Raw genomic sequence first — 24,709 nt, forward strand, 5'->3', positions numbered from 1 at the left:
CGAATCATGGAATCAAACGTTGTGACGATATCAACGGTCGTCGATGCACCAATCGACACTGTCTGGAAACTGTGGACAGACCCAGATCATATTAAACAATGGAATCATGCGTCTGACGATTGGCATACGACCGAAGCGGAAAACGACTTACGGATTGGCGGGAAATTTCGAAGTCGGATGGAAGCAAAAGATCAAAGCATGGGCTTTGATTTTGAAGGAGTGTATGAAGAAGTTAAAGTAAATGAGCTTATTCAGTATCGTCTTGACGATGAACGGAGAGTTAGAATTTCATTTGCTTCAGAAGGGAATCAGACGAAAGTGATCGAGGTATTTGATACAGAATCGATGAATCCGGTTGAATTGCAACGACAAGGCTGGCAGGCAATTCTCGATAATTTCACTCGATATGCGAATGGATCTAATAAGTAGGTCGAATAATTTAAACTAAATATCGGCAGGGTCCATGTTGAAGTTGATATGGATTCTACCGATTGTCATTATAAACATCCAAAATTACTCATTACATAAAGGGTGAAAACTCTAAGTTTAAAGAGGGTGTATGACAGTTTGAAGTTTCTGTAGGATATCAATTATTAGAGAAAATTTTAATAGATAGTTTAAGATCGATTCTTCATTTTTACATATAAAAGGATGAATTCATTTATCACAAAAAAGATAAAAGCACTAAACACTCCCATTACAGTTGCAAAATTAATGGTTCCTTCTGTAAATACTGACAAATCGAATATAAGGCCGTAAGGGAAAACGAAAAAGGCACCAAACATCAAGTGCATCAAAAATGAAGTTATTTTTTTGATTTTGAATGTCATACGTTGACTTAGAAACTCCGAAAAAATAGAGGTCATTATTCCATAAGTGAAAATAATAGGTGAGGCATAAAACACATACATAAAAACATTCTGAAAATAAGTAAAATCTTCAAACACAGGCATGAAGACTGGAAGAGAAAAACTCAGAACAATTGAAGATAAACAGGCTACCATCAATTTTGGAACAATCATTTTCTTCTCCATACGAAAGAAATGGCAAACGCAGTAAAGCCTCCGATTACAACAATATAGAATATCGAGTAGAAAACAAACTCGCCGATATCTTCAAGACTCTTAAACGTGTTCTCTACAATCATTGGTTCAGATAAAATCCCAATCGTCACGATCGGCAGAAAAAGAATCCAAAACCGTTTCCAAAAATATGAGCTGTATGACGTCGATTGATGTGAAGTCAAATAAAAACCCTCCTTATAAAAAGTTCCATACTTTACCATATTGTAACACGTGAATTGCATGAATAAATAGATAGAACTGATAGAAATAATTTTTCTAATACAAAAAAACAGCGAGGACGTCAAACGTCCAGGCTGTTTGATATCAGTTATTCATTCGACGCGCTCAATTCACCCGTCCCGAACGTCGCACTAAAAGCACGGCACCAGATCACTACGGTGCTATATTCTGACAGATCGACATCTGCCGGAACTAAATAGTTTTGGTTTCCTGTATTCCCTTTAAGTGCTCCAAGTCGAATCCCTTCGGACGTCTCTTGTCCTGGCTTCGTCAAATAGACAAATAAATCAGGTCCGTTCGTCGTTTCAAACTCTTCAAATCGGAGATACGTCCCGTCTTCTGCCTCGACGGAGCGAATCGTGCCCGTCGTCTCATAATTTTTCTCCCCGTCCATGAACACACCCGCTACTTCGGTTTGACTCGGTTGTGGTTCCGGTGTCTCAGTTGTCTCTTCCTCTGTTTCTTCTTCTGAAGCAGGCGTCTCAACAGCTGTCGGTGGTAGTCCTTCATCGACTGTCTCTGTCAAGAAAAGCGGTGAGATGAGCCACCAGGCGACGGCGATTACGGCTACGCCGATCACACTGATGATGAGTTTCGTACTTGTTTTCATGTATGAGTCCTCCTTTTCGGATGTATGAACCATTAATAGCCTTTTCCCGATTATTGGGCTTATAAAAAGACGCGGATGCTAAAATCCGCGTCTGATGACCGTTATACGGTTTCGGTCCAGTTCTCTTCGATGAACGTGTCCCGTCCTGAGATGGCCCGGTCTTCTTTATAGTGTTTTGGATTCTTTTTGTGGTAATCCTGGTGATACTCTTCCGCTTCGAAGAATGTCGTCGCCGGAGTGATTTTTGTGACAATCGGTGCCGTGAAACGACCACTTGCTGCTAATACGTCTCGACTCGCCTCAGCCGCGATTCGTTGTTTCTCCGTGTGATAGAAGATGGCTGGGGCATACTGAGGCCCACGGTCTTGGAACTGCCCACCGTCATCGGTCGGGTCTGTCTGGATCCAATAGAGTTCTAGGAGACGTTCATATGAGAACAGAGATGGATCATACGTGATTTGAACGACCTCTAAATGACCAGTCGTTCCCGTTTTAACTTCTTCATACGTCGGATTGTCGATCTGTCCGCCCATATAGCCGGATACGATTCCTTCTATCCCTGGTAGTTCTTCAAAAGGTGTTACCATGCACCAAAAACAGCCACCTGCAAATGTTGCTTTTTCCATCTTGTCGTTCCCTCCAAATCGTATTTCAACAAAAAAGCGCTCACGTCGGATGACATGAGCGCTCTCGTCATATCGTCCAAGGTTTCCCTTGCTGGTCGTAGCACCTTGCCTGTGGCAGGTTGCTGTGAAGTCATGGAGCCAGATCTCTCGTTCACTCTTGATATCGATATGTAGTTGGTGAGAGCATCATACCACCCTCAAAATACTTTCGTCAATGCTTCGGTTTTCGCTTCAACTGAAAAATCGTCAAGACGATGATGAATCCGATCAACCCGATCGAAATGAACGGACCATACGGCACATTTTCTCCGTATAACTGCAAGAAAAATAGACCGAATACGGCGAGCAACACGAATACGTAGGAGCGCGTCATAGGAACCTCCTGTTTTTTCTTAAGTGTAACAAGAACACATAGACTTGGCGATACGAAAAGGAAATCAGGCATAGAGCACGAATAAAGTGGGAGAGATAAAGGAGGAATGTAGGATGGAACAAATCCAATTACATGAGCTGACGATTGAACGTGCACATCGTGGGTATAAAGAAGGACAATTCACGGCACGAGACGTGACCGCGTATTACCTTGGAAGGATTGCTGCATATAATGAGCGACTTCATGCCGTCATCCAGGTGAATCCGGACGCCCTGTTCGAGGCAGAGGCGGCAGAACGGGCCTATAAAAAAGGAGTACGCAAACCGCTCCTCGGTATCCCCGTCTTAATTAAAGACAATATCGAGACAGCCGGTCTGATGCGTACGACAGCAGGTGCCGCCGCCATGCGACATCATTTTGCAGGTCGAGATGCCGAGCTCGTAAAACGATTACGGGCTGACGGGGCAATCATTCTCGGAAAAGCGAACCTGTCCGAGTGGGCGAACTTTTTAACGGAAGATATGCCGAACGGTTGGAGTGCTGTTGGCGGACAAACGAAGAACCCTTATGGCGACCAATTAGATGTCGGGGGATCGAGTTCTGGATCGGCTTCGGCGGTTGCGGCGAACCTGACACTCCTTGCCGTCGGATCTGAGACGAGCGGCTCGATTGTACACCCGAGTGTGCATAATAGTATCGTCGGAATCAAGCCGACCGTCGGCTTGATTAGTCGTTCAGGAATCATTCCGATCTCACGTTCTCAAGATACGGCTGGACCGATGGCGCGTACCCTCCGTGATGCGGTCGTTGCCTTACAGACAATGTGTGGTGAAGATTCGACTGATCCTGCGACATGGGAAACTCCAATCGGACCGCCTTATGTGACATGTCTCGATGTCCGTCAAGCCGTCGGTATGCGTGTCGGATTTATCAAGCCAACTATTTCAGACGAAGAAGTCGATTTGTATGAACAGGCACTTCGATTGTTGCGTCAAGCCGAGGTTGAACTCGTCGAAATCACGTTACCGAAACATACGGCATTAGAACAGGCAGATATTTTGTTTGATGAATTCAAGCTTGGGATTGAGGCGTATCTTGCGAACACAACCGTGCCATTTAAGACACTGTCCGACTTGATCGAATGGAACGCGGACCACCTCGAAGCGATTCCGCACGGGCAGACCCTCTTTGAACAATCGGATTCATGTTCAGGGCGTCTCGTCGAAGCTAGTTATCTCGACCGACGGATTGATGATGTTCATCTCGCAAAAGTGGACGGAATGGATGAGCTATTAAAAGCGCAAAAACTGGACGCGATCGTCCTGCCACATGACATGAACTATGACATGGCTGCGAAAGCGGGACATCCGACAATCACGGTCCCTTATAAACGAAAAGAGAGCGGGGCCCCGTTCGGTCTATCGTTCACGGGAACGAGCTTTGCGGAACGAGATTTGATTCGTGTCGCTTATGCGTTTGAACAGTTCGTCACACGACCGACGCCTCCAGATTATTCGTAAGTTGCACCCGTCTCTGACGTCCGCTACAATGGTACGTATGCGGATTAGAGAAAGGACAGGTTAGAATGAAATCATCTATATACGGGTTGACGTTCGATCAGCTCACAAACGAGTGCACGGAAGCTGGATATGGTGCCTTCCACGCACGTCAAGTCTGGGACTCGCTCTACATCGATCGAGTCAAATCGATGGACGCGCTAAACGTCCGTAACGAAGTACGCGATTACTTAACTGAGAAATACGTCATCTCGACACAAAAACTGTTCGTCAAACAAGAAGCGGGCGATGGAACGGTCAAATTCTTACTTAAATTACATGACGGGCATTACATCGAGACGGTGCTCATGCGTCACAAATACGGACGTTCGGTCTGTGTGACGACTCAGGTCGGTTGCAACATCGGCTGTAGCTTCTGCGCGAGCGGCTTGCTGAAAAAGACTCGTGATTTGACGGCTGGTGAGGTCGTCGAGCAAATCATGACCGTCCAACACTTCCTCGATGAAGAGGGCGAAGGGGACCGTGTCAGCCATATCGTCGTCATGGGTATCGGCGAGCCGTTCGATAACTTCGACAACTTGGTCGACTTCTTGCGTGTCGTCAAAGATGAGCGTGGTCTCGCAATCGCTCCGCGTAAGATCAACGTATCGACGAGTGGTCTCGCGGATAAGATCTATAAGTTCGCAGACCTCGACTTACGGATCAACTTGGCGCTCTCTCTGCATGCGCCGAATGATGAATTACGTACTCGCATCATGAAAATCAACCGGGCGTTCCCGCTTGATAAACTCATGCCGTCGATTCGCTATTACGTCGAGAAGACGAACAAACGAATCACGTTCGAGTATATCCTGCTCTCGAAAGTAAACGATTTACCGGAACATGCGGAAGAACTCGCCGACTTGATTGAAGACATCAAAGACAAGTCGTATGTCAACTTAATTCCATATAACCCGGTCAACGAGCACATCCAATATGAGCGAAGCACGCCTGAGGACATCATGGCGTTCTACGACATCTTGAAAAAGCGTGGCGTCAACACTGGTGTTCGTCTCGAGCACGGGACAGACATCGATGCGGCATGCGGACAACTTCGTAGTAAGCATATGAACGTCGAAGGCGCGAAGTAAAAAATGGCCGCTCCAGGAGATTGAACTGAACCCTGAATGATAGACACTTGATAAAAAGTGCTCATTCAGGGTTTTTGACGTTTCCCGTTTTGGCGGAGGGAAAGCGTCAAAGTTTTTTGTGTTCACGTTTGAGTGCTGCGCTGAATTTTATAATCCATCAATCAATAAACTGTAAAGTCAACTGCAACATGATGCTACTTTGTCTAAATTTTTCTCTTTAATGTAAATCTTTTCGTCCTCGACTCTAAAATCAATTCCCTTCTTCTTCAGACGTTCTTCCTGAGACGTGCTATATTCGCCCCAAGATGACATTACAAATTAGTTGTTCATCTAACTGTCGGACGAAAAACTAGAAACTCTAAAATGTTGGTACATATTGAGTCAATCTATGACTCGATGTCTGTTGGCACATTTCATACAGAAATTTTGAGAGTCGACAACCTGCACAATCATTGAATAGGCAGAATAGAAACTATCGAATAAAGTGATGATTATATATTGTAAATCAATAAAAATATAAAATGTTACGAAATATCATAGGTACTGTCAATATTTTTGTGTAAATGACGATTCACCCGTTCAAGGAGCTCATCACCTGTGTATTCAATTGTACTTGTTCGAAGTGTTGATTTGAGTTTGTCGGTTCGTGCAGCTGCTCAAACATCTCTTCTAGCTCCGCACGGGCCTTATTGAAGCCAATGTGGCAACGTGTGGCGAAACGTTGATTATAGTCCTCGAACTGCGTCACTAAAAAGCGCTCCAACGATTCTTCGTTCGGGAACTGTTCCTTGCGCTTTGTATATTTTTTGATTTGCTTATTGAACGACTCGATTAAATTCGTCGAGTAGATGCTTCGCCAAATCGCCTTTGGAAAGCCGTAAAACGTCAGTAAATACGGGTTTTCGAGTAAGCCTTGTGTGACTTTTTTATACGATTTTCCCCATTTTTCGCAGAACGTCTCAAGCGCTGTTTTCGCTGCTTCGGCGTCCTTTGCCTGGTGAATCGTTTTAAAATCCTCGCACACTTCCTTGCGATCTTCTACACGGACTTTATGCAGAATATTGCGCGCCACATGGACAAGACACACTTGATATTTTGCTTTTGAAAACACATTGAACACAGCGTCTGCCATGCCTTTTAAGCCGTCTGATACGAATAAAAGTACGTCTTCTACACCACTGTCTTTGAGCTCTTGTAGTAGCTCCTGCCAGTTGTAAGCCGATTCTGTTGGGGCAATCGTATAGCCAAGCACTTCTTTAGAGCCATCTTCACGAATACCAACCGCAATATAGACGCCCTCTTTTGACACCGTATCACGACGCACGGCAATATATGTCGCGTCTAAATACACGCATACGTAGCGATTGTGCAAGGGACGATTATTAAACGCATCCACCGTTTCTGAGACCGCTTTTGTCATGTTTGAAATCGTTTGTGGCGTATAATGATGCCCATACATTTTCTCGATCAATTGCGCAATTTCTGCCATCGTAATGCCTTTTTTGAACAATGGAGTTATTTATCAATGCATATGCTGATAGAATCCTTTCATTAATTTTTTATTTGGAGAACATACAAATTGAATGGTTTAATTCGAATGAATAATAATTTTTAAACTCAATTTGAAAGAATATATGCTGATTTTTTTAAGAATCCTATTTATAGAGATTCTTTTTTTGTGCGTTTGGTTCCGATGTCTTCTAAGCAATCAACTATTAAACATACTAATTAATATAGTTAAATTTGTAGTCGACTACAACGAGTGCTATAATTGCTTTGAAGGAAGGTGTCGTTATGAACTCAAACACAATTATCGCAAACAATATAAAATTGTGGCTACAGGATAATCAAAAGTCGCAACAATGGTTAGCTCAAGAAATCGGCGTCAGCAAGGCATTGGTCGGTCATATGTTGAATGAGAGCCGGGTCATCCAACCCCAACGTATCGTTGCTATCTCCAAGGCATTGGGTGTATCGGTCAACGAACTGACAACTGATGCTTCGATGAGAGAAGAACGCATGACTGTCGAGTTGCGCGGGTCCCTTTCAAATCGGCGGTCCAAAATGGAACTTGAACGCCTTAAATTTGCGATAGAAGATTACGTCGGTCTGAAGAGTGATTTACGATGAAGCCATCTACAAAATTTGCGGAAGATACTGCAGAGGCGTTTGCATCAGATTTTTTAGAGCAAGTCATTGACAGTCACGTCTTTATTGGCGCTTACATTGAGCAGGTATTGGCCAAACGTGCGAACCTCATCTTTCAATATGTCGAGGACGACTCATATTACGGCGTCGCGATCAAGCATATGTCAGGAGAAGAATTCATCGCATTGAACTCCTACCAACCGCTGCGCATGCGTTACTTTACCGCGGCTCATGAACTATGGCACTTGTCTGAAGCAAGCGAGTGGCAAGTCGATGGATTCGATCACGAAAGGGCAGCCGATCGATTCGCCGCTGCGATCATGTTGCCGAAGAGTACGACAAAAGAAGTCTGGGAAAAGCTGAGGGATGGATATGATACGAAGTCTGCCATCATCTATTTGGCAGATATGGCCCAAGTGCCATACGTATCGGTTGTAAGACGACTCCGAGAGCTCAATTATCGATTCACTGACTTAAGTGAACAGGAATCCGATTGGCGCGAGGAACGAAGCAGACTAGGGATTGCCCCGAGTCCACTGGATCAAGCTCAACGCTTCGAATCATTTCCAGCCTATGAACAAGTAGTCGTCAAAGCAGTAGAAGAAGATCGAATGACACGGTTGAGCGCCGCCAATAAACTCTCTGTCTATCGACCTGAGTTGGCTCAAGCGTTACAGGAAGATGAAATCAGTCGTCTTCAAAAGGACACTGCCCATGATTAAGGAGCCGGTGTTCATCGATGCGAACATCATCATTCATGCGGCAAGTTTTCGACAAGCCGATGTTTTCGATTGGATCAATAGTCTCTATAAACAAGTCCTTATCCATGTAGAGGTATTGAATGAACTGAAGACATCTTCGGTAAGAGAAAGGGTCGACACGTTCATCCATGATGGGAAGTGGGTGCTATTCGATCCTGAATCGGAAGCATCGATCGCGACGGATGAACTATATGACCTTTATCTCGTTTATCTGACGGAAGTTCGCCTGGCATTCCAACAACTGGATGAAAAGAAAAAAAGAGAAGGTCGGCCACTCAAACATACGAGTGACTTGGGCGAAATGCATAGTCTTGCTGCCGCGAGATTGATGAGCGCTGGGTTGATATGTAGCGATGACACGGATATTCGAGAGGTCATCACAGATGCTGAATTGTACATCGTAAACCAAGAGGAACAGGAAACACTCATACGTCAGCATACCCTCCTAGACTTTTGTATACATTTGAAGCGATATGAAGTCGTGAAGAGGGGCCAGATTCGAAAGTTTTTCAAGACGATTCGTCCTCATGATTTAACTGTATTCGATCAACACATTGATAAGATCTGAATACGATGTTGTATCATCAGGACAAAAAGCACCCAATCTGCGTCAACTTGTGACGTAGATTGGGTGCTTTTTTATGTGTTACTAAAAGAAGAAAACACATGTTTTTGTTTTACAGGATCAATGATACACGTTACTCTTTCCTAGGTTTAGAAATCGGATCCGGAAAAGTAAAGAGTCTTTTCGTTCATTTTTGATGGGTATCGAGAAATATGTATATTTCTCGTGTGAAAATTGATATTGAGAGATCAAAGCATGAGTGATTTTTCTAAAAACAATTGTAGTAAGTTCCCTCTACTAGCTATACAATTTTGACGTGTTTTGCTATGTTTGATGTAATAGAACCCACCACGCCTCTTTAAAATGCGGACCACGGTGGGTCATTTTTTATATAAATGGGGGGAAGACGCGGATTCTATGAAGCCTAACCAGTTAGAAGTCCCAAAAACCTAAGAAAAGCAACTATCTATTTTAAAAGAGCGCAGTCTATATATTAAAAGGGCCGAAGAAATAGTCAATATGTGACTTCTCTTCGGCCCTTTTAATTAAGAATTGTTCTGTTGAAGATTTCGCTCCCGAAGAACAGCAAGCTCTACCTGTTCTTGTAGTCGATGTTCAAAAGCTTCTTTCTCGCGTCGAAGAAGTTGCACTTCTAAGTGAAGTTTTTGATTCTCTTCTTCGAGTTGATCACTCCGACGCGTTTTGCTTTTCAATTCATCTACAGCATCCATTAAACTTTGGTTTTGGCGATTTAATTGTTTTTGGCTCTCTTCTAATTTTCGAATGGTTCCTTCCAAATCAAAAATCATCTTTTTATGAACCTTTAGCTCCTCTTTCGCTAATTGTTTCTCCGTCTCTAGTGCATTTAGTAAGTCTTGTTTATCTGTGTGTAGTTGGTCCAATTGCTGTTGAAGTTGCTCTAGCTCTTCCTGGTGATGCATGACTTTAGCTTCATACTCTAGATTTAGCTCTTCACTTTCCTTCACAACACTGTCTTCGAGTTCTCGTATCGTTTCGGTATATTGAATTGTCATACGTTGAGTTTCTTTTTGTTGCTTCTCTAAGCGAAGCGCTCGTTCTTGAAAGAGTGAAGTAATCTGATTAAGTGTAGTTTCAAGTACACCATTTTCTTCGTCGATTAATGGGTCTGGTGATTGTTTATCAGCTAATTGAATGAATTCTTCAAACAATTGATTCGTCGTTAGGTGTCGTTCTTGCATTAAACGTTGAATATGTTCTGTTACTTCTTCAGAGACACGAAATGACTTTACTTTTGTTTCGTTTGAGGCCATATCCTATTTACTCCACGGTATTTTTTTTTAGTATATCATATGGTTTTGGTTCAATTTCGTATTTGAATTGACATGGAATCTGTATATAGAAATTTAAGATGTACAAATAGGATGTTTACAACTTGTAGGAGGTCATCAAAATGGCTTATAAATTATAATGTTCAATTCCAAAAGCGCTTAAATTCATAATGTACGACACTGATAAAAGTAGATAACTCCATTGTATTTATTGGTATTGATGGATCGGAGGAATAATTGTGTTTGTTCAGTGTGAAGATTTAGAACAAAGTTTAACATCGTCTATATTAACCATGTTACCTTAAGTGTAAACATTTCGACGTCGAAATGTTTACACTTAAATTCTAGTATGGTGTATATAAAAAAGAACCTTGCATGTGATGTAGCGACATTCTTTTTTATAGTTCTGGAATGCGTAAGATATCCTTAAATGTATGCCAGGTTTCCTTAAGTTCTGCTTTTTTAGGAATGTAGATAATGAGACCATCATGCCCTCTAGTTAAATTGACACGATATGCATTTCGTTTGATCTGAAGCGGCGCTCTGTCTGGCATAAAACTGAAAAATGTTACGTAGATCTGCCTATCTGATCAACAAGTGGCCAGTTTACGGGTGCAACCGTTAGAGGAATTTATGTGATGCAGACTAATGGTCTCTTTCTTCGCAGTAGTGTTTATGGTAGTTGTGATCGCATTTTCGGTGGATATGATCCTGGGGAATCAGTTGCATCAGCATGGTCGTAGTTTGTAGCGATTCATGTCGTTTTATAAGTCTGACGTAGTACATGTCAGGTTCGTCTTTTTGATGATAGACAGACTTGGCGCTTACCGTTTTATTTTAAATACATGACTGAAAAAGTGTGATCGTTAGATTACATATAGGTATACACTTATTGACGAAGTAAAAAGTTAGATTTGAAGATATCCCGATAAACGTCCAAAAATATGATTATTATGAGTATTTTTGAATTTATGATACGACCAATTATTCATTTTTATTGAAATTAAAAATCGGTGTTGTAGAGGTGAGTAGAGTATGAGAAAGTAAAATCGACGCCAACAAGAAAAGGATTTTCAGGAAATAATGTACATTTTATTAATCGTAAAATGAAAGGTTGTACTTAGAGTTAAGGAGGTAATCGATCGGTGAAAAACATTTGTAATTGTGAAGATTTAAAACGTATTAAGGTAGAAGCGGATATTGGGGCGGACCCGATCTGGTGTGCAGTTTGCCACTACAATGTGGAATTGGACGTCTTTCCGATTTCTGACTCGTTGAAGCAAGATTTTCATGACTGGGTTAGTCGATTTGGGGAATGGGTGGACTGGGAAACCGATACACTCACTACAGACGGAAAGGTCAAGGAGAAACAACATAATAGTGAAGGTGAATTCCTTACTAAACGCTTGAAACAAGAGCTTGGTGAAACATATGAAATTGAATTTATTGCTTCAAAAATGTATGAGACATATGAATAAGAGGGAGTAAGCGTATGTACAAGTGGATTACTGGAGTTATTTTAACTGTATTTTTGTTCGGTGTAATCGGTCCTAACGTTAGCTATGCCATGCAAGACGAAAGCGAGCTCGATTTCGAACAATATGTTGTTGATTACCACGAGGGACTTGAAGAATTTGATGCTCGAATCTACTATGATAATGCAGAATTAGGTTTGATTGAATCTGAACATAGTAAAGATCCGGGTTTCCAAGTAATGGCGCTTCCGCTCGCGCCTATCATCATTGCAGTTGTAGTTCGCTTAGTTGGACAGTGGGTAGGAAAGCAAGCGGTTAAAAAGATTTCTAAACATGCTGCAGAACGAGCAGGACAACGGGGGATTACTGAACGACAATTTGCCAGTGCAATGGCATATGGAACGAAGTACGTAGATAAAAACACAGGCGCGAAGATTTTGTACCACTCGCCGACCAAAACAACACTGGTATTAGATAAAGCAGGGAAAGTCGTTGTGACTACGTATAAACAAAATAGCCCAAAAGCGGTGTGGAAAAAGCAAAGTTGGTAAAAAGGTTCGGGATTGGCGTGTAACCCGTTAGATTAAGAGAAAAAAGGAGACCTGTAGCGATTCGTTCGCTCCAAGTCTTTTTTTCTTTTTTATGGGTTCGTACACATATTTCGGACTAAATAGATAAAGGGATTACTATAAATTTGTTATTGTGCTTTTAGATTTAAAAGTCCATCTCCAGGGAAATGCTCTCGCCTGAATCCAGAATTCGGATCCGGGAAAAGGAATGTTGTCGCGTGGCGAAAACAAATGGTTTTGGTGAGAAGTCAAAGGCATAAAGAAATCACGTTGTTCCGTCTATTCATGAATGTGTATTTGCGATGTTTGGATTAATGAAAAAAGAGTGCGTGTTTGGTGAAAATGACCGTTTTTCCTACGTAAGCCCTGGGCTTGTTTTAAACAAGCCGAGATGTTGAGAGGTCAGATTCAAGGTATTGTTGAGCTATCAACAGGAGAGGATGATTCAAATGAGTCACACATTGGACCAGCAAACGATTGAAGAGACGAAAGAGGTATTGCTTAGAAGACTTCCTGAACGGATGGACATCGATTCTGGGGTATTTGAGTTAGTAAGCATGGATCTCCTTTGTGAGGTGAGAGAAGGAGAACGATTGAAACAGATGACGGTCTTCTTCAATACGAACATGCTTCAAGTACATAACTGATTATTTCAAAATGTATACATGTATACTTGTCGATGGGTATACATGTATACATTTTTTCTCTTATGAATGGTTGAGGAGTTGTTAAGCGAGATGTAAATCACATAAATATAGATATTAGGAAACGGTAGATAAAAATTGAAAAGGATCAGACATGATAGAGGAGTAGCTGCTCAATAGTTAGGTGTGTGTGGATGATTTTTTCTTAGGCAGTAGAGGCATGGTCTTTTCATTCGGAAAGTATTTTATTCCTCTCTATCGATACTATCGCATCGACTATAATGGACCTATCGAGAAGGTCTAACCTTCAACATATGGGTATTTACTGTTTTTTGTTGAGATACTGTGACAAAAAAGCAATTCTCTTCGATGTGATCAGTGTGTATCACGATAAAATTATAGGAGTAACCACTAATGAAGCAATTGACCCCTTCGCAACTCAGTGACATCCTAACTAAGCATAGAAAATGGCTAATCAAAGAAGTAGGTGGCGAGCGCGCTGACTTAAGCGGTGCTAATCTAAGTGACGCTAATTTAGTTGAAGCGAATCTAAGCTATGTCGACCTAGTTGATGCTAATCTACGCTTCGCTGATTTAACCAAGGCTGACCTACGCGGGGCAATACTCATTAAGGCAGATCTATATGAAGCTAACCTAAATGACATATTGCGACTGTAAGCATCTAAGTTGCCCATAGAACAGGGTGTTATTTAAATTACCGAGCACAATGCACGTGTCTCGATTAAATAGGCGAAGTATGTTGGGTGAAAACCAAAAATGTGCGGAAGCATGCTTTAAGTGTGCAGAAGCATGCCGAAAAATGGCATCTTAATCAGACTATAGAAAATCAAAAAACAGGCTGCGCAGTTGTAGATGCGGGCCTGTTTTTGTGTGTTTTAAAAACCTCTCCTTAATGCTTTAATCAGATTTAAATCGAACTGCATAAAGGTTGTTCTTGCTCCGATATTTTAATTATAATCATTTGTTCTTCTGAAGATGCTTCAATTGAAAGTAGAGTGCTTGGGTTGATTTCCAGCTGCTTTCTTAGTTCAATGGGGATGGACAATCGGCCATTTCGAAATATGCATTGATTTAAGGTCTTATCGTGATGGGTCTTTTTAATAATGATTCGGCGGTTCTTTTCGTAAATAAACACATATGCTCCATTTTTGATTCTTATTGATTTGGTAATGTGACTGGGAATGGTAACCTGTCCGTTTTTTGTGATTTTCTTTAAAATGGCCATACTTCAGCCCTTTCATTCGATTTATTATGAAAGGATAGCTGCCCAAGGAGGGCTTAGGCAGTATCTCCCTGTTATTCAGGCTTATTGCCTGCATCCGGATCTGGTGTAAAACTTGGTGTAAAGCCGTCATACTTCACCATATTTACCATACCGGCTGTAGCATGATGCAAATCATGGCAATGGAATAGCCAGTTACCAGGATTGTCTGCCTTAAATGCTACGACAACTTCTTCTCCCGGTTTTAAATTTATGGTATCCCTAATGATTGAAGAGCCTTCAACCGGCTTGCCGTTTTTGCTCAGGACTTGAAAGAAGTGTCCGTGCAAATGCATTGGGTGGTCGTCCATCATCGAACTGTTGGTTAAAGTAACTTTTACAAGATCTCCTTCTTTAACATTAATATTGTCTGTCTCAGGAAAGTTCTTTCCATTGATGGTAAATACTTGCCCCTCTCCATCCATTTTTGTATTAAGATCCATTGTATACTCAACATCATAATCCTGTTCGAGTGTGAACTCAGCATCTTCAAACACACCGTAATTCATATAGTTAAACTCTGGGAGCTGCATTTCCTGGTTAGAAGTGTCAGTGGACCCTTCTGTATCTTCATATTTGATTAGAGTCTTCATGCCTGCTGTGCCTTCCATGTCACCATGGCATTCAATGAACCATTCACCAGGGTTATCAGCCGTAAATTCTATATCGTAACGCTCGCCTGGTGCTATAGAGATTACTTGGTCCTTAATTTCCTGTGGTTCATTCAACTCTTGCCCATCAATGGCAGCCACTTTAAATTTATGTCCATGCAAATGGATTTTGTGGGACATAAAACCCACATTGACCAGACGGAGGCGGACTTTTTCTCCCTCTTTCACCATCAGCGGCTCAATGCTATCCCCACTTTTACCGTTTATCGTAAAGATATCATAAGCACTCATGTCATGGCCCATGCCGCCCATGCCGCCTTGATCCATGCCCTCCATTTTGCTTTCTTCTTCATTGCCTGCTTCGGAACTCATATTGCTGTGGTCCATGTTGCTTTCGCCTTCTGCTTCTTTATTGTTATTCATATTATTATGCTCCATACCTTCCATTTCGGCGCTTTCCTCTTCGGGATTGCTCATCCATTCATCAAGCATCAAGGTATAGTCGCGATCATAAGTTTTTTCTTTAGGCTCGACAATAATGGCCCCATAGAGGCCTTTATCCATTTGTTCTACAGCGTTTTGGTGCGTATGGTACATATAGGTTCCCGGATTCTCAGGCGTAAATTCATAAGTGAAGGACTCACCAGGCTGAACCGCATTTTGGGTTACCCCCGGAATTCCATCCATTTCATTTGGAACAGTAATTCCATGCCAGTGGATGGAAACCGGTTCAGAAAGTTCGTTTTTCAAATTCACTTTGACTTTTTCCCCTTGTTTTACCCTTATCTGGGAGCCGGGAACGGAGCGGTTAAAAGCAAGGGCATTAACACTGACACGATCATTCAACTGATGTGTTCCTTCTTTGGCAACAATGGTAAATTCGTTCCCTGTAAGTGTCTCGGAACTTACAGTTTGAGCACCATCAACCTTTTCAGGATTAACCTTATTTTTAGTTCCTTCTTCCTTTTTCGTATTTCCATGATCCATGCCTTCCATATCACCGCTCTGCTGGCTGGAACAGGCAGCAAGGAAAAGGACAGCAAGGAAAAGGACAGCAAATGCAAACAAAGCAAGCAATTTTCTTTTCATAACCATACCTCCTGTTGTTTTTCATCCTAACAATAGTAAAAAATTTTGCAGAAAGTATGGATAAAAATGATTAAAATAGCTCATTCACTACATTTTCGCAGTTAAAATATGAAAGTTAACAGAATCTCCATAATTTAACCAAGCCTATATTTTAGAAAGCATGAAATTTCTGCAAACTTAAGGGTTAACATTAAAAGTTAAATAGGAGGGTGGTTAAAATGGAGAAGGTGAATAGGGGAACATTCATTTCCAGTTCCTTAAAGGAGCAGCGGGTCTATTTGCTATATCAGTTCTTCCCTCAGTTTATCTGCGTGCAGCAATAGAGAGAAAGTGGATACTAGTGCAATGGCCAGCCTGGGCCCGCTCAGTGAACTGGAGAAAGGTGACTTTCCCAAAAAAGTGTTTTATAAAACAACGGTTCAGGATGCGTGGGTTGAACAGGAAATGGAAGGGTTTTTGTATATCAATAAAAACAAGGAGGATAATTCTCTGTTAATTATGTCACCTATCTGCACACATCTGGGCTGTGCAGCAGGAAACGCAGAAGTGTCCATGAAGGAAAATGAAGGAGTCGAGTTTTATTGTCCATGTCATGGAGGCAAGTATGATGAGCAGGGAATCAATGTAGGAGGGCCTCCACCAAGGTCGTTGGATGTTTTTGAATCCTTTATCGAGGATAAAAATGTTTGTATTACCATTCTCAGCCCTATGGTGAGGGAAAAGCGGAAAAAGTGAATGGAGGTGCTCTATGGCATGCTGTTCGAATCAAAAGGAAAAGCAAGGAAGAAAAAAACTCTCGCCGTTCGCTTTCCTTATTTTCTGATCACTAGTAGTTACGGCCGCCGGACTGGCTGGTCTTTACTTTAAATGAGCAACTACAAATATCCCCTAGAGAACAGCCCCTAATGCAGGCCATGTTCTTTTTTTATGACTTGAAAACCTTCTATCTTATAGGCAGAATATGCAGTTTTAATGGATTTCAACAAATTGTACGATTTTAAAAACCTTTTATTTGCCAAGTGAAATATATCACAGTTGATACAAAAATCAGCTGTTATGATTGCCTTACATTGATAAAGGAGGAGCTTTACATGAATAAAGTGAAAATGAGTATATTTATTTTTCTATTAATGCTGGGAGTTCTGGGAGTTGTAGTAGCAGGATGTAGTTCAGGCAACAATGCAGTTGATGAAGGCCCCAACAAAAAGGAGCTTGTTGTAGCAGTGGGAGAAAATGAGAAGCAAGAAGGGGAGAATACTGAAGAAATGGCTGGGAAAACAGCTGCCCAATATTATTATACTGCAAATGAAGGTGGAAGCATTTCCAAAATTGACGCCGCAACCAACACAATTATAAATACGATTAAGCTGGAAGGTTCTGTTCATAATGTCCAAGTATTTCCAGATGGAAAAATCATTGGTGCAACCCTTGTACCGGAAACAGGCGGCCATGACGAAGAGGATGAAAGCCATGAAGAAGAGGGCGGCCACGGAGAGGGGAATAGTGGAAAAGCGCTTTTCTTTGATGTGGAAAGTGATGAACTAATCAAGGAAGTTGAAGTAGGAAATCACCCTGCCCACATCGTATTTACTGAGAACGGGAACTTTGCGGTCGTGACGAATAATGAGGATAACAATATTTCTGTCATAGATATGGCAAGCTACGAGGTTGTCAATACGGTAGAGACAGGAATAGGCCCTCATGGATTCAGGATTTCAGCCGATAGCCAGAAGGCTTATATTGCGAACATGGGAGAAGACACAGTCAGTGTGGTGAACCTAGAAACGATGAAGGAAGAAAAACGGATCAAAGTCGGTGCAGTTCCCGTTACTGCAGGTGTCACATCGGATGGAAAAACCCTTGTGGCCACTTTAAATGCTGAAAATGCGTTGGCTGTAGTGGACCTTGAGACTGAAAAGGTTGAAAAAATCGAAGTTGGTGTGGGTCCGGCACAGGTTTATGTTGATGTAAATGATGAATTTGCCTATGTGGCAAACCAGGGTACAAAAGACGCTCCATCTAACTCCGTCACAGTGATTGAACTTGCCTTAAGGAAAGCAACTGCTGAAATTATAACCGGAAAAGGGGCGCACGGAGTCGTAACCAGTCCGGACAATAAGAAAGTATATGTAACCAATATGTTTGAAGATACAGTGTCAATCATCGACAAAGGGCAAAACAAGTTAATCGAAACGATCGAAGTGAAAGGTGTTCCAAATGGTATCAGCATAACAGAATAACGCCAAGCCCCGCTGCCCACATTGATATGCTCCCCAATAGGTAGACAGATGAAATAACAAATCTGTTTATTCTATTGGGGAGTGTTTTTTATGGCGAGAAGTCGGCATACGATCGAACAAAAATTGAGTGCGCTGCGCATGATGGAAGAAGAAACATATACTTGGAAGGAAATCATGGAGGCTCATGGCGTCTCTAAGCACACCCTCCAGGTGTGGAAAGTGAAATTCGATACCGGTGGGATCGATGCGTTGAAGGAATCGAAGGCATGGAAATCTTACACCAAGGAACTGAAAATCGCGGCCGTCCGCGACTATCTCGATGGGTTCACTAGAATGGAGGTACTCTCCAAGTATCAGATCAGTAATTGGTCTGTTCTTCGTAAATGGATTAAGAAGTATACTAGTCATAGCGAGTTAACAGATTCGAGAAAAGGGATGGATCGAGCTATGACAAAAGGAAGAAAAACTACATTCGAAGAGCGCCTTGAGATCGTGAAATATTGTTTGGAGAATGGACGCAACTACCAGCAGACCGCGGAACAATTTCAGGTGTCCTATGCCCAGGTCTATGGCTGGATCAAAAAGTATGACACGGGCGGGGCAGAGGCGCTCGTGGACCGCCGTGGGCGTACGAAGCCAGAGGACGAACTAAGCGAAGAAGAGAAGCTTAAGCGCCGTATCCAGCAAATGGAGCTTGAGAATGAACTTCTTCGTGCGGACATGTTGATTTGATCTTGTAATTGAGTGAGTGCAATTTCATGTGACGACACCTTTCGCTCATACTCCTCTTGAAGTCGTTCAGCTTCTGCAATTACGCTTTGTTCAAGGTCATGAATGGTATTTTTATATCGCGCGTTGATTCGCTCATGTTCTTTTTGTTGCGTTTCTAGTCGAGAGGCTCGTTCATTGAACAGGGCAAGCACTTGATTCAGTGCTGCTTCGAGTGATTCGTTCTCCTTGACGACTAAGGGGTCCGGTGACTGTTTATCGGCCAATGATATTAATTGCTCGAATAATTGGTTGGTTGATATTTGACGTTGCTCCATTAAACGCTGAATATGTTCTTTCACTTCTTGTGACACGCGGAATGACGTCACCTTGGTCTCGTTTGATTCCAATTCTAATCCCTCATTTGGTTATTATTTTGTATACAGCATATGTAGTTCCTATATTTAAATCATTTAAATACAAGTTGTTATAAAAAAAATCACTCATAAACTGGCACTTTGTGGTGTAGGAAGGTATACATTTCGACGTCGAAATGTATACCTTCCTACACTTTTTACTTATGAGAATGTCTCAATAGTAAGCTAGTAGTCGAATCATCTATTTAATCCTAGCGACTAAGCAACAAAACGCTTAAGACAATTCCTACTATGTTTTATTACATCATATAAGAGATGACAGTAGTTAACAATTTAAAGCTGTATGAGATCAAAATAAAAAACATACAAAATGAACACGAATATATAGATTGACAAATAACGTTTACATTCGTAAACTCAAATCGATTACAAATGTAAACGAAAAGAGAGGAGAAAAAATGCTTTCGAAATTTCAATTATCTGATTTGCAAATGGTTAATCACTCTACGCAGCCTGTAGTCTTAAAGTTCACCGCCGATTGGTGCCCGGGATGCCGTCAGCTCGCACTACTATTTGAAAGCGTTGCTGAAGGATATCCAGATGCGTTTTCTAGACAAGAATATAGCCAATGAAGACTGAATAGCGAACCCAAAAACATAATGGTTGACAGTCGACGTTTACGAATGTAAACTGAAAACAAATAAAACGTTTACGATTGTAAACTTAAAATTGGAGGTTAGACAAATGGCTGAACATGTCGAAAAACAAATCACGGATTCAGAATGGGAAGTCATGCGTGTCGTTTGGGCCCAAAAGCACGTGACCAGTAAAGAAATCATCGAGGTATTGGAAAAGAAGATGAGCTGGAAGCCTGCGACGACGAAGACATTCATTGGAAGGCTCGTGAAAAAAGGGATGCTCTCAACCGAGAGCGAGGGGAAGAAATTCATCTACTCCGCGAACGTCGTTGAAGGTGACGTCATCAGAGAGACGTTACACGATCTACTCGATCATATCTGTGACAGGGATGTCGGGAACACAATCGGAACGATGATCACACAGGCGACACTGAGTGTACAGGATATCGAGAATCTCAAAAAAATCCTTGAGATGAAGGAAAGTGAAGCGGTGGAGGACATTCCATGCACCTGTACCCCGGGTCAATGCAGATGTCAGGACCATTCTTGTGGATCCAGACATTGAGTTTGAAATGATGTCATGAATGTAGTGAATAGGAGGAGACTCAAGATGAAAAAAACGATTTTAACGATTAAAGGTATGTCATGCGCTCATTGTGTCAACAAAGTCGAGTCAGCACTTGAAGGTCTGAATGGGGTTGAAAGTGCGAAAGTCAACTTAAAGAAAGGCATCGCAAAAGTGAAGTACGATGAAACACGACTAGATGTGAATGAATTTAAAGAAGTTGTGGGCGAGGTCGGTTACGAAGTCGAATCAGCCCAATAATAATGGAGGTAAGACGATATGGAGAGTAAGACATTTGCCGTGGAAGGGATGACCTGTGCGTCCTGCGTTCAGACAGTTGAAAAAGCAACAAAAAAATTGCCTGGCGTAGTGACCTCCAACGTCAACCTAGCGACTGGGAAATTGAGCATTCATTACGATGAGACGAAAATCTCGCCGCTGGATATTCAGACGACCGTCGAGAAGGCTGGCTACAAGGCCTCAACCGAGACCGAGCAAAGATCATTTGTCATCACAGGGATGACTTGTGCCTCATGTGTGCAGACGATTGAGAAGGCCACGAGGAAAATGGTGGGTGTGACTGAGTCGAATGTGAACTTGGCGACAGAAAAATTAGTCATTCGATATGATCCTCAGCTGGTGACTGTATCAGATGTCATCCGAGTGGTGGCAAACGCCGGATATGAGGCAAGAGAAGATCAAGAATTAGCGGATAGTCAAGATACCGAGAAAGAAAAGAAACTGAAAAAAATTCAATCGATGTGGAACCGATTTGTATGGTCGGCGATTTTCACGATTCCATTACTCTATGTGGCGATGGGGCATATGATCGGCCTACCCCTACCGATGGCATTGCATCCAACGATGAACCCAGAATTGTTCGCTGTCTTGCAGCTCATGATGACCATCCCAGTGATGTTATTCGGATGGAAATTCTTCTCCGTCGGATTTAAGACATTGTTCCGAGGGCATCCGAATATGGATTCACTTGTCGCACTAGGGACGAGCGCAGCCTTCTTCTATAGCGTCGGTGCTACCATGGCTATCCTCTCAGGTTATGAGGGATACGTGAATAGCCTCTACTATGAGACAGCCGCAGTCATTCTCACGCTGATCACATTAGGTAAATATCTTGAAGTCCGGTCGATGGGTAAAACATCCGAAGCGATTGAAAAATTGATGGGACTGGCACCTAAGACGGCAAAGGTCGTCCGCAACGGACAAGAGTTAGAAGTATCAATCGACGAAGTCATCGTCGGCGACACGATTATCGTAAAGCCTGGTGAGAAGATTCCGGTGGATGGCGTGGTTCTATCAGGTAATACGTCTGTAGACGAATCCATGCTGACCGGTGAAAGTATCCCTGTTGAAAAAAATGTGGGTGCTCAAGTCATCGGTGCCAGCATCAACAAGAACGGGATCATCCAATACCGAGCCACGAAAGTCGGTAAGGATACGGCGCTATCTCAAATCATCAAATTGGTCGAGGATGCACAGGGCTCTCGAGCTCCTATCGCAAAACTGGCCGATATCATCTCCGGATACTTTGTACCGATTGTCATCGTCGTCGCGATCCTTTCAGGAATTGCATGGTATTTAGGCGGTCAGACCGGCCTCTTCGCCTTGACGATCACGATTTCAGTACTGGTCATCGCCTGCCCTTGTGCACTAGGTTTGGCCACACCAACAGCAATCATGGTGGGTACGGGCAAAGGTGCTGAGAATGGTGTGTTGATCAAGAGTGGCGGCGCCTTGGAGACGACCCATAAAGTCCAGACGATCGTGTTCGACAAGACAGGGACGATCACTGAAGGAAAACCGAAAGTGACAGATATCGTGACAGGGAATGGACATCAAGAAGATGAGTTGTTACGCTTGACCGCTTCCGCTGAAAAAGGGTCTGAACATCCATTGGGCGAAGCAATCGTAAGAGCGGCAGAGGACAGAATGATGCGTGTCATGGATATCGATCGTTTTGAAGCCATCCCAGGGCACGGGATCGAAGTACTGATCGACGGAAAAGTCTTGCTTGCCGGAAACAGAAAATTGATGAAAGACCGCGGCATCTCACTTGATGTCCTTGAAGGCGCTTCAGACAAACTCGCACACCAAGGCAAGACGCCGATGTATATCGCGATTGACCAACAAATCGCAGGGATCATCGCTGTCGCAGACACCGTCAAAGAAAACAGTCGTAAAGCCATTCAGAAACTTCAACGAATGGGTATCGAAGTAGCCATGATCACCGGAGACAACAAAGGTACGGCCATGGCGATTGCGAGACAGGTCGGGATCGATCGGGTACTGAGTGAAGTGTTACCTGAAGACAAAGCGAACGAAGTGAAGAAGTTACAGGCCGAAGGGAAGAAGGTCGCAATGGTCGGTGATGGAATCAATGACGCACCAGCCTTGGCCCAAGCAGACATCGGAATCGCGATCGGTTCGGGTACTGACGTTGCGATCGAATCTGCAGACATCGTCTTGATGCGAAGCGATTTGATGGATGTACCTACAGCTGTCGAATTGAGCAAGTCAACCATCCGCAATATTAAACAGAACCTGTTTTGGGCATTTGCCTATAATGTCATGGGTATCCCGTTTGCAATGGGGATTGTTTATCTACTTGGTGGGCCCTTATTGAACCCGATTCTTGCTGGAGCGGCCATGAGTTTAAGCTCAGTCTCGGTCCTGGTGAACGCACTCCGTTTGAAACGATTCCAGCCTTCGATGATTAAATAAAAGGAGGAATTGGGATGGATAGAGATCTACAGCTCGAACTTTACACGCGTCCGACGTGTTCAGATTGTCAGGATGCCAAAAAATACTTAAAAACAATCTCAGTTTCTTATGTGAACAAAGATGTGGGTGTGAACCTTGACCTTGAACAAGAAATGGTAGCGATATCAGGGAATCGAATCGTACCACTGTTTGTCTTCTACAAAAAAGGGATGCTCAGAAAAAGAAGAGTAGTGAAGTACTTTGTTGGCTTCGAGAACAACAAAGAAGAGATTCTAACGTTGCTACGATAAGCAACGATAGCTCACTCTCAGAACCTGTTGAAAGCGTGTCGCGCAATGAGGGACACGAACATAAGGTGGCGAGGGTGTAAAAAAATCGATACTTTTACACCCTACCCATGTATGGTAATTAAATAATCAGGAGGAACATATAATGAAAAAATCAACATTTCAGGTAGCGGGTATGTCTTGTGGATCTTGTATCAATAAGATTGAAGGACACGTTAGAAAGTTAGCGGGTATTGAATCAGTGAAGGTCAATCTTTCGGCGGGAGAGGTGGACGTGACGTTCGATGAAAGCCAACTCACACTTTCTGAGATTGAAACCGCAATTCAAGAGACTGGCTACGAGGTAACGGAGGCGACCGTTAAAATCGGCTGTTCTTGCTGCAAGTAATGGAGGTCGAGTGACGGTGCGATCAAGGACTACACAAAGGAGTGTTAAACGTGAAAGACCATGGACATCATCATATGAAGAACTTGACGGGAAATGAAGTGTCTGTAAAAGCTAAATATGAATTCGGGAAAATCAGTATCGAGTTAAAGGATCAACATCAGCAAGCCCCGGAACTCGAAGTCAGCCATGAAAAGGAATTCCATTTGATTCTCGTGAACGAAGACCTAACTGAGTACCGACACCTCCATCCGTTTAAAAAGGGTGAGGGTCGATTCGAGCACCCCGTCCAACTTGAGGCAGGGGCGTATAAACTCTTCGTGGATATTCAGCCTAAGGGACTGGCATATCAAGTGAAGCCGGTTCACTTACAGATTGATCATCATTCCTCTTCCTCTATCGAATCGTCACTTAAAGTGGATGAGAGTCTGACGAAGACGATCGAAGGTCATACCGTCGAGCTGTCGATTGACTCTTTAAAAGCGCATGTCCCGACTGTCTTCAGCTATGACACCAAAGAAAGTAACCCGGAGCCATACCTTGGAGCACTTGGTCATGTCGTCATCTTGGATGAAGCCGGAGAACAGTTTATCCATGTGCATCCTTCTTCTCATGATACGACGGAATTTGAGACGGTCTTCCATAAACCTGGCCTATACAAGGTCTGGGCCGAATTCCAGTTCCATGGGACTGTGCACACCTATCCTTTCGTCATTCGTGTCTCAGATTGACCATGAGCGACCCATGGTTCCTCGT

General features: G+C 42.8%; 26 protein-coding genes, 2 pseudogenes and 1 riboswitch. Of the genes and pseudogenes, 21 read left to right on the forward strand and 7 right to left on the reverse strand.

Translation table 11 applies throughout. The features are described from left to right. The first annotated feature begins 6 nt into the window (after nucleotides 1-6). Entirely contained in the window at nucleotides 7-429 is a 423-nt protein-coding gene (locus tag KNP62_RS02220; RefSeq protein WP_214782680.1) for an SRPBCC family protein, read from the forward strand. Between the two features lie 963 nt (nucleotides 430-1,392). On the opposite strand, the gene KNP62_RS02225 is transcribed toward KNP62_RS02220, so the two are convergent. From KNP62_RS02225 to KNP62_RS02235, 3 genes are all read right to left on the reverse strand, one after another. Next, nucleotides 1,393-1,914, reverse strand: coding sequence for a DM13 domain-containing protein (locus KNP62_RS02225; protein ID WP_214782684.1), 522 nt, complete (start codon nucleotides 1,912-1,914; stop codon nucleotides 1,393-1,395). Nucleotides 1,915-2,015: 101 nt separating this feature from the next. Then, entirely contained in the window at nucleotides 2,016-2,540 is a 525-nt protein-coding gene (gene msrA, locus KNP62_RS02230; protein WP_074033154.1) for a peptide-methionine (S)-S-oxide reductase MsrA, read from the reverse strand. A 67-nt stretch (nucleotides 2,541-2,607) separates the two neighbouring features. Next, nucleotides 2,608-2,707, reverse strand: a riboswitch (SAM riboswitch). A 44-nt stretch (nucleotides 2,708-2,751) separates the two neighbouring features. Continuing rightward, nucleotides 2,752-2,913 (reverse strand): hypothetical protein, encoded by a 162-nt coding sequence (locus KNP62_RS02235; RefSeq protein ID WP_198930001.1) that lies wholly within the window; start codon nucleotides 2,911-2,913, stop codon nucleotides 2,752-2,754. A 113-nt stretch (nucleotides 2,914-3,026) separates the two neighbouring features. On the opposite strand from KNP62_RS02235, the gene KNP62_RS02240 reads away from it, so the two are divergent. Both KNP62_RS02240 and rlmN read left to right on the forward strand, forming a co-directional pair. Next, nucleotides 3,027-4,433: an amidase family protein gene (locus tag KNP62_RS02240; RefSeq protein WP_214782687.1), complete on the forward strand. Its 1,407-nt coding sequence runs from the start codon at nucleotides 3,027-3,029 to the stop codon at nucleotides 4,431-4,433. Nucleotides 4,434-4,498: 65 nt separating this feature from the next. Further along, nucleotides 4,499-5,560, forward strand: a complete 1,062-nt coding sequence (gene rlmN, locus KNP62_RS02245; protein ID WP_074033152.1) for a dual-specificity RNA methyltransferase RlmN — start codon at nucleotides 4,499-4,501, stop codon at nucleotides 5,558-5,560. A 655-nt stretch (nucleotides 5,561-6,215) separates the two neighbouring features. Here the strand turns inward: rlmN and KNP62_RS02250 are convergent. After that, nucleotides 6,216-7,070: pseudogene (locus KNP62_RS02250) on the reverse strand (IS256 family transposase); the annotation flags it as partial. Between the two features lie 284 nt (nucleotides 7,071-7,354). Between KNP62_RS02250 and KNP62_RS02255 the strand changes: the two are divergent. The 3 genes from KNP62_RS02255 to KNP62_RS02265 are packed head-to-tail and all read left to right on the forward strand — an operon-like array spanning nucleotide 7,355 to nucleotide 9,037. Beyond that, entirely contained in the window at nucleotides 7,355-7,690 is a 336-nt protein-coding gene (locus KNP62_RS02255) for a helix-turn-helix domain-containing protein (RefSeq protein WP_214782690.1), read from the forward strand. Next, nucleotides 7,687-8,430, forward strand: a complete 744-nt coding sequence (locus KNP62_RS02260) for an ImmA/IrrE family metallo-endopeptidase (protein ID WP_211781090.1) — start codon at nucleotides 7,687-7,689, stop codon at nucleotides 8,428-8,430. The genes KNP62_RS02255 and KNP62_RS02260 overlap by 4 nt, the downstream gene beginning before the upstream one ends. Further along, nucleotides 8,423-9,037: a hypothetical protein gene (locus tag KNP62_RS02265; RefSeq protein ID WP_214782693.1), complete on the forward strand. Its 615-nt coding sequence runs from the start codon at nucleotides 8,423-8,425 to the stop codon at nucleotides 9,035-9,037. The genes KNP62_RS02260 and KNP62_RS02265 overlap by 8 nt, the downstream gene beginning before the upstream one ends. Before the next feature lie 542 nt (nucleotides 9,038-9,579). Here KNP62_RS02265 and KNP62_RS02270 read toward each other — a convergent pair. Further along, nucleotides 9,580-10,326: a hypothetical protein gene (locus tag KNP62_RS02270; RefSeq protein ID WP_214782696.1), complete on the reverse strand. Its 747-nt coding sequence runs from the start codon at nucleotides 10,324-10,326 to the stop codon at nucleotides 9,580-9,582. Nucleotides 10,327-11,489: 1,163 nt separating this feature from the next. Between KNP62_RS02270 and KNP62_RS02275 the strand changes: the two genes are divergently transcribed. The 5 genes from KNP62_RS02275 to KNP62_RS15700 all read left to right on the forward strand — a co-directional run bounded on the left by KNP62_RS02275 (nucleotide 11,490) and on the right by KNP62_RS15700 (nucleotide 13,864). Further along, nucleotides 11,490-11,822 (forward strand): hypothetical protein, encoded by a 333-nt coding sequence (locus KNP62_RS02275; protein WP_024127824.1) that lies wholly within the window; start codon nucleotides 11,490-11,492, stop codon nucleotides 11,820-11,822. A 14-nt stretch (nucleotides 11,823-11,836) separates the two neighbouring features. Further along, nucleotides 11,837-12,370: a DUF4258 domain-containing protein gene (locus KNP62_RS02280; RefSeq protein ID WP_024127825.1), complete on the forward strand. Its 534-nt coding sequence runs from the start codon at nucleotides 11,837-11,839 to the stop codon at nucleotides 12,368-12,370. 467 nt (nucleotides 12,371-12,837) lie between these two features. Further along, nucleotides 12,838-13,035 carry a hypothetical protein gene (locus KNP62_RS02285; protein ID WP_214782698.1) on the forward strand — a complete coding sequence of 66 codons (198 nt, stop codon included), beginning with the start codon at nucleotides 12,838-12,840 and terminating at the stop codon, nucleotides 13,033-13,035. A 411-nt stretch (nucleotides 13,036-13,446) separates the two neighbouring features. After that, on the forward strand, nucleotides 13,447-13,710 hold the full coding sequence (locus KNP62_RS02290; protein ID WP_214782701.1) for a pentapeptide repeat-containing protein: 264 nt from the start codon (nucleotides 13,447-13,449) through the stop codon (nucleotides 13,708-13,710). A gap of 79 nt (nucleotides 13,711-13,789) precedes the next feature. Further along, on the forward strand, nucleotides 13,790-13,864 hold the full coding sequence (locus KNP62_RS15700) for a four-helix bundle copper-binding protein (RefSeq protein WP_353047512.1): 75 nt from the start codon (nucleotides 13,790-13,792) through the stop codon (nucleotides 13,862-13,864). A gap of 96 nt (nucleotides 13,865-13,960) precedes the next feature. Here KNP62_RS15700 and KNP62_RS15705 read toward each other — a convergent pair whose 3' ends face one another. Together KNP62_RS15705 and KNP62_RS02305 are read right to left on the reverse strand one after the other, a co-directional pair. Beyond that, nucleotides 13,961-14,278: an AbrB/MazE/SpoVT family DNA-binding domain-containing protein gene (locus tag KNP62_RS15705; protein ID WP_214782707.1), complete on the reverse strand. Its 318-nt coding sequence runs from the start codon at nucleotides 14,276-14,278 to the stop codon at nucleotides 13,961-13,963. Between the two features lie 71 nt (nucleotides 14,279-14,349). Next, nucleotides 14,350-16,014 (reverse strand): multicopper oxidase family protein, encoded by a 1,665-nt coding sequence (locus KNP62_RS02305; RefSeq protein ID WP_214782710.1) that lies wholly within the window; start codon nucleotides 16,012-16,014, stop codon nucleotides 14,350-14,352. Nucleotides 16,015-16,359: 345 nt separating this feature from the next. Here KNP62_RS02305 and KNP62_RS02310 point away from each other — a divergent pair, with 345 nt between their 5' ends. The 10 genes and pseudogenes from KNP62_RS02310 (at nucleotide 16,360) to KNP62_RS02355 (ending at nucleotide 24,684) form a co-directional block, all read left to right on the forward strand. Continuing rightward, nucleotides 16,360-16,749, forward strand: coding sequence for a QcrA and Rieske domain-containing protein (locus KNP62_RS02310; RefSeq protein ID WP_251125558.1), 390 nt, complete (start codon nucleotides 16,360-16,362; stop codon nucleotides 16,747-16,749). Nucleotides 16,750-17,105: 356 nt separating this feature from the next. Further along, nucleotides 17,106-18,254: a YncE family protein gene (locus tag KNP62_RS02315; RefSeq protein ID WP_214782713.1), complete on the forward strand. Its 1,149-nt coding sequence runs from the start codon at nucleotides 17,106-17,108 to the stop codon at nucleotides 18,252-18,254. 90 nt (nucleotides 18,255-18,344) lie between these two features. Beyond that, a pseudogene (locus KNP62_RS02320) lies at nucleotides 18,345-18,980 on the forward strand (transposase); the annotation flags it as partial. 850 nt (nucleotides 18,981-19,830) lie between these two features. Then, on the forward strand, nucleotides 19,831-19,971 hold the full coding sequence (locus tag KNP62_RS15710) for a thioredoxin domain-containing protein (RefSeq protein WP_353047513.1): 141 nt from the start codon (nucleotides 19,831-19,833) through the stop codon (nucleotides 19,969-19,971). 112 nt (nucleotides 19,972-20,083) lie between these two features. Then, complete coding sequence (locus tag KNP62_RS02330; RefSeq protein ID WP_214782716.1) at nucleotides 20,084-20,542, forward strand: CopY/TcrY family copper transport repressor; 459 nt, start codon at nucleotides 20,084-20,086, stop codon at nucleotides 20,540-20,542. A 45-nt stretch (nucleotides 20,543-20,587) separates the two neighbouring features. Beyond that, nucleotides 20,588-20,803, forward strand: a complete 216-nt coding sequence (locus KNP62_RS02335) for a heavy-metal-associated domain-containing protein (protein ID WP_029336168.1) — start codon at nucleotides 20,588-20,590, stop codon at nucleotides 20,801-20,803. 18 nt (nucleotides 20,804-20,821) lie between these two features. Further along, on the forward strand, nucleotides 20,822-23,281 hold the full coding sequence (locus KNP62_RS02340; RefSeq protein WP_214782719.1) for a heavy metal translocating P-type ATPase: 2,460 nt from the start codon (nucleotides 20,822-20,824) through the stop codon (nucleotides 23,279-23,281). A gap of 14 nt (nucleotides 23,282-23,295) precedes the next feature. Next, nucleotides 23,296-23,571, forward strand: a complete 276-nt coding sequence (locus tag KNP62_RS02345; protein WP_029336165.1) for a glutaredoxin family protein — start codon at nucleotides 23,296-23,298, stop codon at nucleotides 23,569-23,571. A gap of 142 nt (nucleotides 23,572-23,713) precedes the next feature. Beyond that, complete coding sequence (locus KNP62_RS02350) at nucleotides 23,714-23,956, forward strand: heavy-metal-associated domain-containing protein (RefSeq protein ID WP_214782722.1); 243 nt, start codon at nucleotides 23,714-23,716, stop codon at nucleotides 23,954-23,956. Nucleotides 23,957-24,006: 50 nt separating this feature from the next. Continuing rightward, complete coding sequence (locus KNP62_RS02355) at nucleotides 24,007-24,684, forward strand: hypothetical protein (RefSeq protein ID WP_353047501.1); 678 nt, start codon at nucleotides 24,007-24,009, stop codon at nucleotides 24,682-24,684. Nucleotides 24,685-24,709 lie beyond the last annotated feature (25 nt).

This window comes from Exiguobacterium sp. s183 (genome assembly GCF_018617655.1).
GTDB classification, from domain to species: domain Bacteria; phylum Bacillota; class Bacilli; order Exiguobacteriales; family Exiguobacteriaceae; genus Exiguobacterium; species Exiguobacterium aestuarii_A.

What these genes read in the sequence shown, in the direction of transcription:
- KNP62_RS02220 (WP_214782680.1), top strand. Translation starts at nt 7, where the DNA reads ATGGAATCAAACGTTGTGACGATATCAACGGTCGTCGATGCACCAATC.
- KNP62_RS02225 (WP_214782684.1), bottom strand. Translation starts at nt 1,914, where the DNA reads ATGAAAACAAGTACGAAACTCATCATCAGTGTGATCGGCGTAGCCGTA.
- msrA (WP_074033154.1), bottom strand. Translation starts at nt 2,540, where the DNA reads ATGGAAAAAGCAACATTTGCAGGTGGCTGTTTTTGGTGCATGGTAACA.
- KNP62_RS02235 (WP_198930001.1), bottom strand. Translation starts at nt 2,913, where the DNA reads ATGACGCGCTCCTACGTATTCGTGTTGCTCGCCGTATTCGGTCTATTT.
- KNP62_RS02240 (WP_214782687.1), top strand. Translation starts at nt 3,027, where the DNA reads ATGGAACAAATCCAATTACATGAGCTGACGATTGAACGTGCACATCGT.
- rlmN (WP_074033152.1), top strand. Translation starts at nt 4,499, where the DNA reads ATGAAATCATCTATATACGGGTTGACGTTCGATCAGCTCACAAACGAG.
- KNP62_RS02255 (WP_214782690.1), top strand. Translation starts at nt 7,355, where the DNA reads ATGAACTCAAACACAATTATCGCAAACAATATAAAATTGTGGCTACAG.
- KNP62_RS02260 (WP_211781090.1), top strand. Translation starts at nt 7,687, where the DNA reads ATGAAGCCATCTACAAAATTTGCGGAAGATACTGCAGAGGCGTTTGCA.
- KNP62_RS02265 (WP_214782693.1), top strand. Translation starts at nt 8,423, where the DNA reads ATGATTAAGGAGCCGGTGTTCATCGATGCGAACATCATCATTCATGCG.
- KNP62_RS02270 (WP_214782696.1), bottom strand. Translation starts at nt 10,326, where the DNA reads ATGGCCTCAAACGAAACAAAAGTAAAGTCATTTCGTGTCTCTGAAGAA.
- KNP62_RS02280 (WP_024127825.1), top strand. Translation starts at nt 11,837, where the DNA reads ATGTACAAGTGGATTACTGGAGTTATTTTAACTGTATTTTTGTTCGGT.
- KNP62_RS02285 (WP_214782698.1), top strand. Translation starts at nt 12,838, where the DNA reads ATGAGTCACACATTGGACCAGCAAACGATTGAAGAGACGAAAGAGGTA.
- KNP62_RS02290 (WP_214782701.1), top strand. Translation starts at nt 13,447, where the DNA reads ATGAAGCAATTGACCCCTTCGCAACTCAGTGACATCCTAACTAAGCAT.
- KNP62_RS15705 (WP_214782707.1), bottom strand. Translation starts at nt 14,278, where the DNA reads ATGGCCATTTTAAAGAAAATCACAAAAAACGGACAGGTTACCATTCCC.
- KNP62_RS02305 (WP_214782710.1), bottom strand. Translation starts at nt 16,014, where the DNA reads ATGAAAAGAAAATTGCTTGCTTTGTTTGCATTTGCTGTCCTTTTCCTT.
- KNP62_RS02310 (WP_251125558.1), top strand. Translation starts at nt 16,360, where the DNA reads ATGGCCAGCCTGGGCCCGCTCAGTGAACTGGAGAAAGGTGACTTTCCC.
- KNP62_RS02315 (WP_214782713.1), top strand. Translation starts at nt 17,106, where the DNA reads ATGAATAAAGTGAAAATGAGTATATTTATTTTTCTATTAATGCTGGGA.
- KNP62_RS15710 (WP_353047513.1), top strand. Translation starts at nt 19,831, where the DNA reads ATGGTTAATCACTCTACGCAGCCTGTAGTCTTAAAGTTCACCGCCGAT.
- KNP62_RS02330 (WP_214782716.1), top strand. Translation starts at nt 20,084, where the DNA reads ATGGCTGAACATGTCGAAAAACAAATCACGGATTCAGAATGGGAAGTC.
- KNP62_RS02335 (WP_029336168.1), top strand. Translation starts at nt 20,588, where the DNA reads ATGAAAAAAACGATTTTAACGATTAAAGGTATGTCATGCGCTCATTGT.
- KNP62_RS02340 (WP_214782719.1), top strand. Translation starts at nt 20,822, where the DNA reads ATGGAGAGTAAGACATTTGCCGTGGAAGGGATGACCTGTGCGTCCTGC.
- KNP62_RS02345 (WP_029336165.1), top strand. Translation starts at nt 23,296, where the DNA reads ATGGATAGAGATCTACAGCTCGAACTTTACACGCGTCCGACGTGTTCA.
- KNP62_RS02350 (WP_214782722.1), top strand. Translation starts at nt 23,714, where the DNA reads ATGAAAAAATCAACATTTCAGGTAGCGGGTATGTCTTGTGGATCTTGT.